Annotated in this window: 12 protein-coding genes and 1 pseudogene; 11 read left to right on the forward strand and 2 right to left on the reverse strand. The window is 37.5% G+C overall.

From position 1 onward, the window contains the following. Positions 1-27 precede the first annotated feature (27 nt). From J3U54_RS06070 to J3U54_RS06085, 4 genes are all read left to right on the forward strand, one after another. The gene (locus J3U54_RS06070) at positions 28-1452 is read left to right on the forward strand and encodes a C69 family dipeptidase (RefSeq protein WP_267385453.1); all 1425 of its coding nucleotides are present in this window, start codon (positions 28-30) and stop codon (positions 1450-1452) included. 210 nt (positions 1453-1662) lie between these two features. Further along, positions 1663-2517: a PRD domain-containing protein gene (locus J3U54_RS06075; protein WP_267385454.1), complete on the forward strand. Its 855-nt coding sequence runs from the start codon at positions 1663-1665 to the stop codon at positions 2515-2517. After that, positions 2514-4379, forward strand: coding sequence for a PTS beta-glucoside transporter subunit IIBCA (locus J3U54_RS06080; protein ID WP_267385455.1), 1866 nt, complete (start codon positions 2514-2516; stop codon positions 4377-4379). Before J3U54_RS06075 ends, J3U54_RS06080 begins: the two co-directional genes overlap by 4 nt. Before the next feature lie 9 nt (positions 4380-4388). Continuing rightward, positions 4389-5876 (forward strand): glycoside hydrolase family 1 protein, encoded by a 1488-nt coding sequence (locus J3U54_RS06085; protein WP_267385456.1) that lies wholly within the window; start codon positions 4389-4391, stop codon positions 5874-5876. 92 nt (positions 5877-5968) lie between these two features. Here J3U54_RS06085 and J3U54_RS06090 read toward each other — a convergent pair whose 3' ends face one another. Continuing rightward, on the reverse strand, positions 5969-7396 hold the full coding sequence (locus J3U54_RS06090; protein ID WP_220219809.1) for an APC family permease: 1428 nt from the start codon (positions 7394-7396) through the stop codon (positions 5969-5971). A 345-nt stretch (positions 7397-7741) separates the two neighbouring features. Here J3U54_RS06090 and ylxM point away from each other — a divergent pair, with 345 nt between their 5' ends. The 7 genes and pseudogenes from ylxM (at position 7742) to J3U54_RS06125 (ending at position 12501) form a co-directional block, all read left to right on the forward strand. After that, positions 7742-8083: a YlxM family DNA-binding protein gene (gene ylxM / locus J3U54_RS06095; protein ID WP_267385458.1), complete on the forward strand. Its 342-nt coding sequence runs from the start codon at positions 7742-7744 to the stop codon at positions 8081-8083. Positions 8084-8086: 3 nt separating this feature from the next. Further along, the gene (gene ffh / locus J3U54_RS06100; RefSeq protein ID WP_267385460.1) at positions 8087-9514 is read left to right on the forward strand and encodes a signal recognition particle protein; all 1428 of its coding nucleotides are present in this window, start codon (positions 8087-8089) and stop codon (positions 9512-9514) included. An 85-nt stretch (positions 9515-9599) separates the two neighbouring features. Continuing rightward, entirely contained in the window at positions 9600-9872 is a 273-nt protein-coding gene (rpsP, locus tag J3U54_RS06105; protein WP_103751780.1) for a 30S ribosomal protein S16, read from the forward strand. 72 nt (positions 9873-9944) lie between these two features. Continuing rightward, positions 9945-10460 carry a ribosome maturation factor RimM gene (gene rimM, locus J3U54_RS06110; protein ID WP_267385461.1) on the forward strand — a complete coding sequence of 172 codons (516 nt, stop codon included), beginning with the start codon at positions 9945-9947 and terminating at the stop codon, positions 10458-10460. Continuing rightward, positions 10450-11175, forward strand: a complete 726-nt coding sequence (gene trmD, locus J3U54_RS06115; RefSeq protein ID WP_267385462.1) for a tRNA (guanosine(37)-N1)-methyltransferase TrmD — start codon at positions 10450-10452, stop codon at positions 11173-11175. Before rimM ends, trmD begins: the two co-directional genes overlap by 11 nt. Positions 11176-11288: 113 nt before the next feature. Next, positions 11289-11636, forward strand: coding sequence for a 50S ribosomal protein L19 (gene rplS, locus J3U54_RS06120; protein WP_103751777.1), 348 nt, complete (start codon positions 11289-11291; stop codon positions 11634-11636). 98 nt (positions 11637-11734) lie between these two features. Next, a pseudogene (locus tag J3U54_RS06125) lies at positions 11735-12501 on the forward strand (nucleoside phosphorylase). Between the two features lie 274 nt (positions 12502-12775). Here the strand turns inward: J3U54_RS06125 and J3U54_RS06130 are convergent. Then, complete coding sequence (locus J3U54_RS06130) at positions 12776-13072, reverse strand: hypothetical protein (protein ID WP_267385463.1); 297 nt, start codon at positions 13070-13072, stop codon at positions 12776-12778. Between the last annotated feature and the right edge of the window lie 21 nt (positions 13073-13093).

Consider the following 13093-nt stretch of genomic DNA (forward strand, 5'->3'; position numbering starts at 1 on the left):
AAAGAAAAAAGCAAAAGGAGTTTATTAATGAAAGAATATAGCGCATGTACAACTATTTTGGTTGGGAAAAAAGCATCCGTTGACGGTTCAACGATGATTGCTCGAAATGACGATACTTTTCGACCAATTACCCCGCAAAAATTTATTATTCACCCAGAGGCAAAAGGCGAAAAGGGGCGGAAGATAAAATCATGGCTTAATAAGTTTGAAATGGATCTTCCAGAAGATGCACAACGTGTGCCTGCAGTACCTAATGTTGATTACAAGCACCGGGGTTATTACGATGAAAGTGGTATTAACCAAGATAATGTTGCAATGTCTTGTACAGAATCAACCTATGGTAATGAACGTGCTTTGGCCTATGATCCCTTGGTGAAGGATGGTTTAGATGAAGATTGTATGCAGTCGGTTGTTTTACCATACATTCATTCGGCCAAAGACGGTGTCCAATTTTTAGGCAAATTAATTGCCAAATACGGATCACCTGCGGGTAACTCTGTTTTATTCGGTGACAAAGATGAAATTTGGTACATGGAAATTGTAACTGGTCATCATTGGGTTGCACAGCGTATCCCAGATGATGCATACGCTGTTGCGGCTAATCGGGTTTCAATTGAGCAGGTTGACTTCACTGATTCAGATAACTTCATGTGGAGTGACGGTATACGAGAATTTGTTGCTGATCACCACCTAAATGTTGACCATGAAGGTTGGAATTTCCGTCATATTTTTGGTACTTACAGTCAACAAGATCGTTATTACAACACTAATCGTGTATGGTATGGGCAAAAGTATTTTAATCCTGAAATTGAACAAGAACCAACTGATGGTGATTTGCCATTTATTCGCCGGGCTGCTAAGAAAATTACCCGTGAAGATATCGAATTTGTCTTAGGAAGCCATTATCAAAATACTCCGTTTGATCCTTTTGGCAAGGGAACAGAAGAAGAAAAGCACCGTTTCCGTCCAATTGGTTTAAATCGGACCCAAAATGCGCATATTTTACAAATTAGAAATGATGTTGCTGCTGATAAGGCAGCTATCATGTGGCTATGTATTGGTGGACCTACTTTTACGCCATTTGTACCATTCTTTGCAAATATGAGTGATACTGATCCATCATATAACAATACATCAATGGACTATAACATGAATGATGCATGGTGGTATTACAAGTCACTTGCTGCACTAGTTGAAAGCCATTATCCACAATTTGTTCAGTTGGATACTGATTATTTAAATGAGTTGAATCAATATTTCAGACGTCGTGTGCACGAAATAATTGATGGTGCTGGCGATAAGTCCGGTGCTGCCTTAACTGAATACTTGACAAAGGCGAACCAAGAAACAGTTGCTTATACTCGTAAGCGTTCAGAAAAATTATGGGCACAAATGATGATTGATTCCATTAACATGTCAAAATTAACTTTTAACATGGATGCTAATTTATAATCTTTAGAAGAAACTTGTATGACACAGGTTGTGAAATACAAGTTTTTTACTTGGCAAATCTAGCAAATTACCTTGCTTTAGATAGCTGTAAGCGTTATTATGATTAAGACAAGTGAAAAAAGTGAAATTGTTAACCGCTAAGACGGTGCAAGGCTCGCTTATCCCCAAATATGGGATAGGTGGGCCTTTTTGTTTTTAAAAGGAGTAGGAATGAGGATTAGGAAAATACTCAATAACGGCAGTGTCATCGTTAATAATAAAGAAGGAGCGGAAATGATCGTTTTGGGTAAGGGAATTGCCTATGGCAAAAAGATAGGAGATGAAATTGATCGAACAAAAATTTATAAAGTTTTTACGGCTTTTAATACCCAAGAGAAAAAGCTTTTATTACAAACGATTCATGAAACTGAGCCAATCTTTTTCCAAATAGCCCAGAAAATTGTTGATCGCTTAAAAAAAGAAGAAAACATTGAATTAGCCGATAGTTTTTATCTAACTTTGACGGATCACTTGGCCACCAGTGTTGAGAGGGGGAAAAAGGGGCTATATTTGAATAATAATTTTTTATGGGAAATTCAAAATTATTATCCCAAGGAATATCATTATGGGCTTTGGGCTTTGAAGCTCTTAAATGATCAATTTAAGTTGAAATTTCCAGAGGATGAGGCAGGTTTTATTGCGGTCCATATTATTAGTGGGGAGTTAGGCAATGATATCAATGATTTTCGTCAATCGGTTAATTTCATTAAGGAAATTACCAAACTAGTCCGTTTTTATTTTGACTTAGACCTTGATTGTCAATCTCTGAGCTATAACCGTTTTGTTTTACACCTAAAATTTTTCTGGAAATACATGATGTATGGGCAAAAAAGCCATGGCTTTGGCGATTTAAGTAAAGAAATTTTGGCAGTTATCAAAAATAGTGATGTTGCAGCTTACGAATGCGCACTAGAAATTAAAAAATTTATTCACCAAAATTACTCATATAACCTGAGTAATGAAGAAGTTATGTATTTAGCCATTCATATTAACAAAATAACTACAGAAACGAGGAATCAAAAATGAAATATCAGGCAATGATCCAGCAGATCTTGCAAGCAATCGGAGGAGAAGATAATATTCAGTCAGTCGTTCATTGTGCGACTCGGCTCCGCTTTGTTTTAAAAGATGAAAATAAAGCTGATGATCAAAAAGCCGAATCAATATCGGGCATTTTACAAGTGGTCAAGAAGGGCGGTCAATATCAGCTAGTAATCGGTAACAATGTTGACGAAGTTTATAATGAGCTAATATCAATGATTAAACTTAAGCCAGCCGAGGGTACCAAGCAAACTGGAGGGCATCTATTTGATAAAATTATTGGTGCGATTACTGGATCTATTGCGCCTGCCATTCCTTTATTGGCAGGAGCCGGGATGGGGAAAGTCTTATTGCTCATTCTAACGATCACAAATGTTTTATCAGATAAAAGCCAAACTTATCAGCTGCTAAACCTAATCTTTGATACTGGCTATTATTTTATTCCCGCTTATGTTGGCTTTTCGGCAGCAAAAATTTTTAATACGGATAGCATGTTAGGTGCTTTTATTGGCCTGGTAACTGTTAATCCTAACTGGGTACAAATCGTCACTGCGAATAAACCATTTAAGTTTTTCAGAATACAAGTTCCCCTAATCCAGTATTCATCAACTTTAATCACAGCAATTCTGTCCGTTTGGATTATGTCCTATATTTATCAGTGGGTTAAGAAAATTACTCCAGGAATGATTAAAGTTTTTATGGAGCCGATGCTAACAATGCTTATAACTGCACCGTTAGTTTTCTTAATTATTGGGCCACTGTCTAATTGGATTTCTCAGGGAATTGCGTTTATTTCAATGTGGCTTTTCCATCATGCAGGATTCATTGCTATTCCTATCCTAGCTGCGGCTTATCCTTGGCTAGTTTCAGTAGGGATTCATAAGGCACTATCTCCGATTAGTATTCAACTCGTTGCGGAACAAGGATTTGATCCGATAATTCGTGTTGTAGCTCTTTGCTCTAATATTTCTCAAGCCTCTGCGGCTTTAGCTGTCGGACTTAAAAGTAAAGATCAAAAATTAAAATCGCTGGCTTTGTCTTCAAGTGCAACAGCCTTTTTGGGAGGTATCACCGAACCGGCATTATTTGGGGTTAATTTAAAACTTAAGAAGCCAATGTACGGAGCAATGATTGGTGGTGCTGTTGCTGGCTTAGTGGCTAGCTTTCTCAAACTTAAAGCCTATATTTATGTGACGCCTGCGATTTTGAGTTTACCTATGTGGGTTTCAAAGACAGAAAACTTTGTTATTCAGGCTATTATTGTTATGATTGTTGCCACGATTGTTACCTTCATTGCTACTTGGCTCATTGGCTTTGATGATCCAGCAGATGAGAAAACAAAGTCGCAAGAAAAGCTAAATGATGCTGTAAATAAGTCATCAGAGCATGCTCTCAATGCACCGGCATATGGTCGAATTGAGGATCTTTCAAAAGTTGATGATACCACTTTTGCTAGTGGCGTAATGGGACAAGGTATAGCGATTATTCCCGCCAGTGGAAGGCTTTATGCACCAGGCAATGGTATTGTGACAGCAACTTTTAAAACCGGGCATGCTATTGGCCTTCACCTCGATAATAACGCTGATATTTTACTCCATATTGGTATTGATACGATTGAATTAAAGGGTCAGGGATTTAGGCAGCTAGTTGAAAAAGGACAAAAAGTTACAGCAGGTCAGGAACTAATTGAGTTTGACCTAGATAAGATTAAGGAAGCTGGCTATGATCCTACAATCATGATGATTATCACTAACACCCAGGATTTTTTGCAAGTTTTACCTGTACAAACTACTTCAGATGAAGCAAAGAAAGTTACAATAGATGATCCTGTTTTAGTTTTAGCATAGGGAGTAATTATGGAATATTTTTACCTACCAAAAGGGTTTCTATGGGGAGCCGCTACTTCGGCTAACCAAGTAGAAGGCGCATGGAATGAAGATGGGAAAGGCATGTCGATTGCTGATTGTGAGCAATATCAACCACAAATAGATGTGACTGATTACCAAAAAGTTAACGATATGACTACTCAAAAAATTTTGACCGCTATCAAAGATCAAAGCTCCAGAAAATGGGGCAAAAGACATGGTGTAGATTTTTATCATTACTATGAAAAAGATCTTGAACTGCTAGCACAAACTGGAATTAAGGCAATTAGAACTTCAATTGCTTGGAGTAGAATTTTTCCTAATGGGGATGATACTAACCCTAATAAACAAGGTTTAGAATTTTATGACCGTCTTTTTCGCAAAATGCATGAAGTCGGAATTCAGCCTATTATTACGTTATCCCATTACGAGATGCCACTTAATTTAATAATGAACTATGATGCTTGGTATGATCCAAAGTTAATTGATTATTTTTATCGGTTTGCTAAGACTGTTATCGATCGGTATCATAACCAAGTAAAATATTGGATACCAATAAATGAAATTGATAGCATTATCAGACACCCGTATTCTTCAGCTGGATTAGTCAAGGATCGTTTTCCTAACAAAAATTTTCAAGAAGTAATCTACCAGGCAATGCATTACCAGTTCGTTGCCTCTGCTAAGATAACGAAATACATTCATCAAAACTATTCTGATTTACAAGTCGGTGGGATGATCACCAGTACAATGGTTTATCCTTATAACAGTGATCCGCGAAATGCGTTAGCAGCAACAGAAATTATGCGTGAGAGTTATCTTTTTAGTGATGTTCAAATTAGGGGAAAGTATCCTAACGCCTTGTTCAATAAAATTAAAAACTTGGGACTCAACATCAAAATGACGCAGGATGAATTAAAGTTATTGAGCCAGAACACAGCTGATTTTGTTGCTTTTTCTTATTATTCCTCAGTTTGTGCGGCCTATGATACTTCAAACTTGCAGGTGACTAAAGCTAATCGGACAACTGGAGTTTACAATAAATACTTGCCCAAAAACGAATGGGGCTGGCAAATTGATCCGATTGGGTTACGACTAACATTGATAAATTTGTATGATCGTTATCAAAAACCTCTTTTTATTGTCGAAAATGGTCTTGGTGCCACTGATCGCTTGACTTCTGACGGCCGTGTTCATGATGATTATCGCATTGCCTATTTAAAGGAACATATCAGAGAAATGTTAATATCTTTGGCAAATGATGGAATTGAGTTAATTGGCTACTTAATGTGGGGGACAACTGATATGGTATCAGCGTCTACGACACAAATGTCTAAACGATATGGTTTAATCTATGTTGATTTAGACGATGAAGGTAAAGGAACCAATCGCCGCTTTATTAAAGATTCTTTTTATTGGTATCAGAAATTGCTGCATTTTGGTCAAAAGATTCCTAAAAACTTCTTGCTGGAAGAATAGGTCAAAAATGTGTGGTAAGTAAAAAACCTCCCGCTAATATTTCGACCGTCTACTTGACACGGTACGGATCATTTAGTTAGCGAGAGGCTTTTTTATTTTCTATTATTAATGTTGGAATGTCTGATACCGTAAAAGCAATAAATTAGTATCCCGATGATTGACCAGAAGAGCATATACTTTTTGGCTTGTAAATCTAATCCCCAGAAAACTGCGAAAGAACCTAAAAAGGCTAGGAACGGTAGGACGGGATAAAGAGGCATCTTAAATGCAGGATCCACAATATCATGACCTTCTCTAGGCCGCAGACGATAAATTCCAATTGAAACAAACATGAAGGCAATCAGAGTACCTGCGGAAACTAGTTGTGTTAAAAATGAAAAAGGAATAAAGGCAGAAATGATAATAGCTACGATTGCAACTGTCCAGAGTGAATTGGCAGGACGATGATCACTATTTAATTTTCCTAATTTTTTAGGTAACATCCCATCTCGGCCAAAAGAATACACTAAGCGTGAGCTGGCCATGCATAAACCAATTAATGCCGTAAACATCCCTAAAACGGCGACAGATTGAACGATTACAGCAATTACGCCATGTCCAGTATGCCGCAAAGCGTAACCAACGGGTTCGGCTGAATTAAGGTATTGGTGATATGGTACCATTCCAACCAATACGAGGCTAACTGCAACAAATAAAACGACAGCAATTAATAATGAACCAATAATACCGCGTGGCATTGTTTTTTGCGGATTAACGGCTTCAGCTGAATTTGAAGCAATTGTGTCAAAGCCTAAAAAAGAAATATAAATCATTGATACACCAGCGTAGATACCTTGCCAACCACCGAAAGGACCATGGCTTGTTGCCCGGTATTGCGGCACAAAAGGTAGAAAATTGGCTTTTTTAATTGCAGTTAAACCAACCACAACAAACAAAATAATTGCCAAGACTTTAATTATCACTAAAAAGTTTTCTACTTTGGAGGCTTTTGAAACACCGAAGCTAACTAAAATAGCACACAAAAAAATAGCGATTAGGGCAACTAAATCTAAGACTCCGCCGTTAACTCCAAGAGGATTGACTAAAGCATTCGGCAGACGCCAACCTAGGGGAGAAATTAAGGCACGAAAGTTAGCTGATAATCCAGAAGCAACAAAAGCCATACCGATTAGGTATTCCGCTAATAAAGCCCAACCTGAGAACCAACCCCAAAATTCGCCAAAAATAACATTGATCCAGGAATAAACTGAACCTGCAAATGGCATCGCTGCTGCCATTTCAGCGTAGGCAAAGGCAACAAGTCCAGCGACGATTGAGGCAATCACACAGGAAATTGCTACAGCTGGGCCCGTATGTAAAGCTGCCACTTCACCTGGTAAAGTAAAAATCGACGTAGAGACAATGGTCCCAACACCAAGTGCTAAGAAATCCCGTACTTTTAATGTTCGAACTAAATGTCCGTCTTTTTCTTGATAAATACTAGGATTTTCTTTTCGATTCATTTTTTTCCATAAATTCACGTTAAAATCTCCTTATTATTTTTTCCGAAATCAGAGGACTTAAAATGATCCAAGTTCAGCTAATTGTTCAAGTAAAACTGCTAGTTGATAATCAAACTACTTTGGATCGCTTTAAAATTGATTTTAATATTACTTATCTATTATGATAGTTGTTTTTAAAAAAGTTAAGTCCTATCAAATAATTTTGTAATTATTCTACTATATTTCTATGTGAAATAAACATTCGTAATAATACAGGCATTAATATCAAAAAGCAAGTTTCGCAGTAGGAGATTTTCAGACAATATTAGCTTTCTCGATCGTCAATTACCCGTATTTTTGCTATACTGGTTCAAGGTGAAAGTAATGGATGAACTCGTAAAAAATGAAATATTAGGCGATTTATACGCCTATTACGGAAAATTGCTAACCAAAAATCAGCAAGACTATTTCGAAGACTACTATTATAATGATCTATCCTTGGGAGAAATCGCCCTTAATCATCAGGTATCAAGACAGGCAGTTTATGATAACCTTCGGCGCTGTCGCAAGCTTTTGACGAATTATGAAGAAAAATTGCATATGCAAAGAGATTATAATGACATTGAACAAAAACTAACTAAAATTTCTGTAACGATTAAAGAAAATCAATCAGCATGTGCGCTTAGTCAAATAGAACAATTATTAAGTAAAATGAGGGGAGAATGATTCATGGCTTTTGAAAATTTAAGTGAACGAATTCAAAAAGCGTTACGCAACCTAACTGGCAAAGGTAAAATTTCCGAAGAAGATATCAATACTGCTAGCCGAGAAATTAGATTGGCATTGTTAGAGGCCGATGTTAATTTTAAAGTTGTCAAAGACTTCATTAAAAAGATTAAAAAAGAGGCTCTGGGCAAAGAAGTTCAGGAAAGCCTGAATCCTGGTCAGCAAGTAATTAAGATCGTCAATGATGAACTGACCAAGATGATGGGTGAGAGTGCAGCCACTCTTAACAAGTCCAAGCATATTCCGACGATCATTATGATGGTTGGTCTTCAGGGTACTGGTAAGACGACTACGGTGGGTAAATTAGCTAAGCGGTTAATTGACAAGGATAAAGCTCGTCCATTGTTAATTGCCGGTGATATTTATCGTCCCGCCGCAATTGATCAACTTGAACAAATTGGTGAGCAGTTAAATGTTCCTGTTTATAGTGAACACGATGAAAAAAATGTTGCCAAAATAGTTGAAAATGGCTTAAAGCAGGCTGATGACAATAAAAATGATTATGTAATTATCGATACTGCTGGTCGACTAGAAATCGATGAACCATTAATGGAAGAGCTTGAGCAAGTTAAAAAGGTTGCTCAACCAGACAACATTTTGCTTGTCGTCGATGCCATGACAGGTCAAGCCGCTACGGATGTGGCTAAAGGTTTTGATAGTCGACTAGATATTACTGGGGTAATTTTAACTAAACTTGATGGTGATACCCGTGGTGGTGCAGCTTTATCGATTCGAGCTGTCACTGGTAAGCCAATTATTTATACTGGTCAAGGTGAAAAGTTAAGTGATCTGGAACAATTCCACCCTGACCGGATGGCTTCAAGAATTTTAGGCATGGGAGACATGCTGACCTTAATTGAAAAGGCGCAGCAAGATTACGATGCCAAAAAGGCTGAAGAAGTTGCAGAGAAAATGAAGGAGAATACCTTCGATTTTAATGACTTCGTAGACCAGCTTGAACAAGTTGAAAAGATGGGTCCGCTTGATCAGTTAATTAAAATGATTCCAGGCATGGCCAATAACCCACAATTGAAGAACATGAACTTTGATAAGAAACAGATTGTTTACGTCAAAGCAATCATTTCTTCAATGACAGAAGCAGAACGGGAAAATCCCGAATTGCTTAACCCAAGTCGGCGCCGGCGAATTGCTTCAGGTTCTGGACGACCAATCGTTGAAGTTAACCGAATGATTAAGCAATTCAAACAAGCCCGTGATATGATGAGCAAGATTACAAAGGGTAATCTAAAGGGCATGGGCAATCTTCCTGGAATGGATTCACCAATGGGCAAGATTGCAATGCGCCGCATGGGTAAAAAGTTTAAGAAGAACAAGAAGAAGAGAATGAAAGTCAAGCGTTATCATTCTTAAAAAAATATCTGTTAAGGAAAAACACTTTACACCTATTTTAAAAAGTGCTATATTATTATTCGTAAGTTTTTAGGAGGAATTTAATATGTCAGTTAAAATTCGTATGCGCCGCATGGGTGCCAAGAGAAAGCCTTTCTACAGAATAGTTGTAGCAGACTCAAGAATGCCTCGTGATGGTCGTTTTATCGAAGAAGTTGGTTACTACAACCCAGTTTCAGAACCAAAAGAATTGAAGCTTGATGAAGATAAAATCTTTGAATGGTTAAAGAAGGGTGCACAACCTTCAGACACTGTTCGGTCACTTCTTTCTGGTGCCGGCTTAATGAAGAAGCTGCATGAATCAAAATTTAACAAATAATTGATTTGTTTACTTTAAAAGTTTGAAGCAGTTTGCTTCAAACTTTTTTCTTTGTTGAATTTAGGAGAAGAAATGCAATATTACGATGTCGCACGCATACTGAACACACATGGTTTAAATGGAGAAGTCAAGGTAACAGTAATTACTGATTTTCCTGAAGAACGTTTTTCACCGGGGAGTGAACTTTCTTTAAAAGACAATCCCAATTTTGTCCTAACCGTTAAAAGCAGTCGACCATTTAAACAATTCTGGCTATTGCAGTTTGAAGAAATCAGTACGATTGATGATGCTGAAAAATTAAAGGGAGAAACAATCGTAATTAGTCAGGAAAACCAACACGAATTACCTGCTGGCGCCTACTATTACCGCGATATTTTGGGTTGCCAAGTCTTGGATAACGAAACCAACCAAGACCTAGGCAAAATTACGGGTATTGAAACCCCCGGTGCAAACGATGTCTGGGAAATAACCGAAGACTCGGGCAATGAATATTTAATTCCATATATTGATGAGGTCGTTAAGCAAGTCGATATTGCCAATAAAAAAGTTTATGTTGAGTTATTGGAGGGCTTACGCGATGAAGATTAATGTTTTAACTCTTTTTCCTGATATGTTTACCCCATTAACAACTTCAATGTTAGGACGTGGACTGGAAGATGGAAAATGGGATCTTAACTTAGTAAATTTTCGAGATTTCACAAGCGATGTCCATCATCACGTTGATGACACGCCATATGGTGGTGGTGCAGGCATGGTTTTACAAATTATGCCAATCAAAAAGGCATTGGATTCTCTGGTAAATAAGGGCAAAGTCATTATAACAGCTCCACAGGGTAAAACTTTTAACCAAAAGATGGCACAAAATTGGTCCCAAGAAGAAAATTTGACCTTTATTTGTGGTCACTATGAAGGTTTTGATCAGCGGATTTATGACTTAGCAGACGAGACTGTTTCGATTGGGGACTATGTTTTAACTGGTGGTGAGTTGCCAACAATGAGCATGATCGATGCTACTGTTCGTTTACTTCCAGGAATTTTAGGGAATGCTGACTCGCCAATTGAAGAAAGTTTTGCACATGGTTTGCTTGAATATCCGCAATATACCAGGCCAGAAGATTTTGAGGGGATGAAAGTTCCTGCAGTATTAACTTCTGGCAATCACCAAAAAATTGCTGAATGGCGAAAGAAAGAATCTTTGCGTGCTACTGCATTATATCGCCCGGATTTATTAGCAGATTACCACTTAAGTGATGAAGAAAAGAAATTGCTTGCAGAAATTAAGCATGAAGATGATGAAGCTTGATTTAATAACTTTATTTTGCTAAGATGATTGAGGTGCAAATTTTTTGCATTAATAGTTATGGGTGTTCCGCTGGCGCATAGGACGTTGATGAATGCCGCAGAAGGAGAAAAATTATGGATCCATTAATTCAAGAATTGACTAAAGAACAATTACGTGATGATATTCCTGACTTCCGTGCTGGTGACACAGTTCGTGTTCACGTACGTGTTGTTGAAGGTAGTCATGAACGTATTCAGATGTTTGAGGGTGTCGTAATCAAGCGTAAGGGTGCAGGCATTGCTGCTACATACACTGTTCGTAAGATTGCTTCTGGTGTTGGTGTTGAACGTACCTTCCCAGTTAACGACCCTCGTGTAGCTAAAGTTGAAGTATTACGTCACGGTCGTGTTCGTCGTGCTAAGCTTTACTACTTACGTGAACGTCACGGTAAATCTGCAAGAATTGCGGAAAAACGTCGTTAATTCACTATTAAAAAAGAACCATCTCGCATTTAAGAGATGGTTCTTTTTTTGTGCTTTTTATGATAGCATTTTAATCAATATCTTAATTTGGAGGTAATTTGATGAGCAAACCATTTTTATTAGATTTTGATTCAACTCCGCGTGCGGTTTTAGAACCAGATCATGAAAGAAATGAAACGCATTATCACTTTCATGCAAAATTGCTCTTTGCCTTTTTAACGCAAGAAGCAATTGATGACTTCTTAGCTCAGCATCCGCACCGAGTTTTGGGTCAATTCGATTGCTTTGGTAAAGTGACCTTAATTTATGAGGTGGAGATGCCAAAAGAAAAAATCACTTTGTGTCAGGCAATGCTTGGCGCTCCTGCTGCGGTTCAAATGCTAGACTGGCTCATTAGCTATGGTGTCAAGCAGATTTTAGCAATCGGTTCAGCAGGGACACTTGTTGATCTGCCAGAAAATTATTTTTTGGTTCCGACCAAAGCCATTCGTGATGAAGGAACATCTTTTCATTACATGGAGCCAGGCAACTTCGTTGATTTGAGTTCAGCTTTTTAACTAAAACTGAAAACTTGATGGTGCAAAATGGTTTTAAAGTCAAAGAGGTAACGACTTGGACTACTGATGGTTTTTTCAGAGAAACTGCTAGAAAGGTCAAGCAATTTAAGAAACTTGGTGCTGCATGCGTTGAAATGGAATGTGCCGCAATGGCTGCTTGTGCACAATTTCGGCAAGCTGATTTTGCGCAAATTCTATTTACTGCAGATTCACTTAATGATATTGAGGATCATCAAGAACGTGGCTGGGGTAAAGATGCGCATGGTAAAGGACTGGAACTATCAACAAGCATACTAGATCAATTGTAGTTTTGACTTTGTGAAAAGTAATGCTGTGAAACCAAAGTGAAACACCTAAATTATTCACAATATAAAATAAAAATGTTGTAATATCGGCATTTATTGCTAAAAATTACCAAAAACTTTGTGAAGTTAAAAAGCATAGCTGATGTGGAAAGTCATCAGATTCTTTTTATGAAAGCGATTATACTTGACTTAACGTTAAAAATGGTAACAAATATATTGAAGTGGAATTAAATAGCAAACAGAAGGTCTCTTTTGTAAACTAAATAATGCCATTATTTTAAAAACACCAGTTTAACCAACTTAAAGCAATAGTTATGGTCAGTCTGATAAACCAGTGAAGCCAATTGATTCTTCCCTTTAGGCAATAGCCATTAATTAACGCAATGAGTAAGAGTGCAAATAAACAAATTGGCGCATATTTATGGTAACCAGTTAAGCAGGTCAGTATTAAGAAAACGCTTGCGATAACGTTTAAGCAGATTAACCAAACAGGAATTTTGGGGATGCTAGCTAAGGCCGCAATTATCATTATTGTTCCGTAAATAATAGTCAATAAATTAGTTGAAATTTTCAATTTTCTTTCCTCCTAACGCTA

It is taken from the genome of Lactobacillus sp. B4007, from assembly GCF_026535895.1.
Lineage (GTDB): Bacteria > Bacillota > Bacilli > Lactobacillales > Lactobacillaceae > Lactobacillus > Lactobacillus panisapium.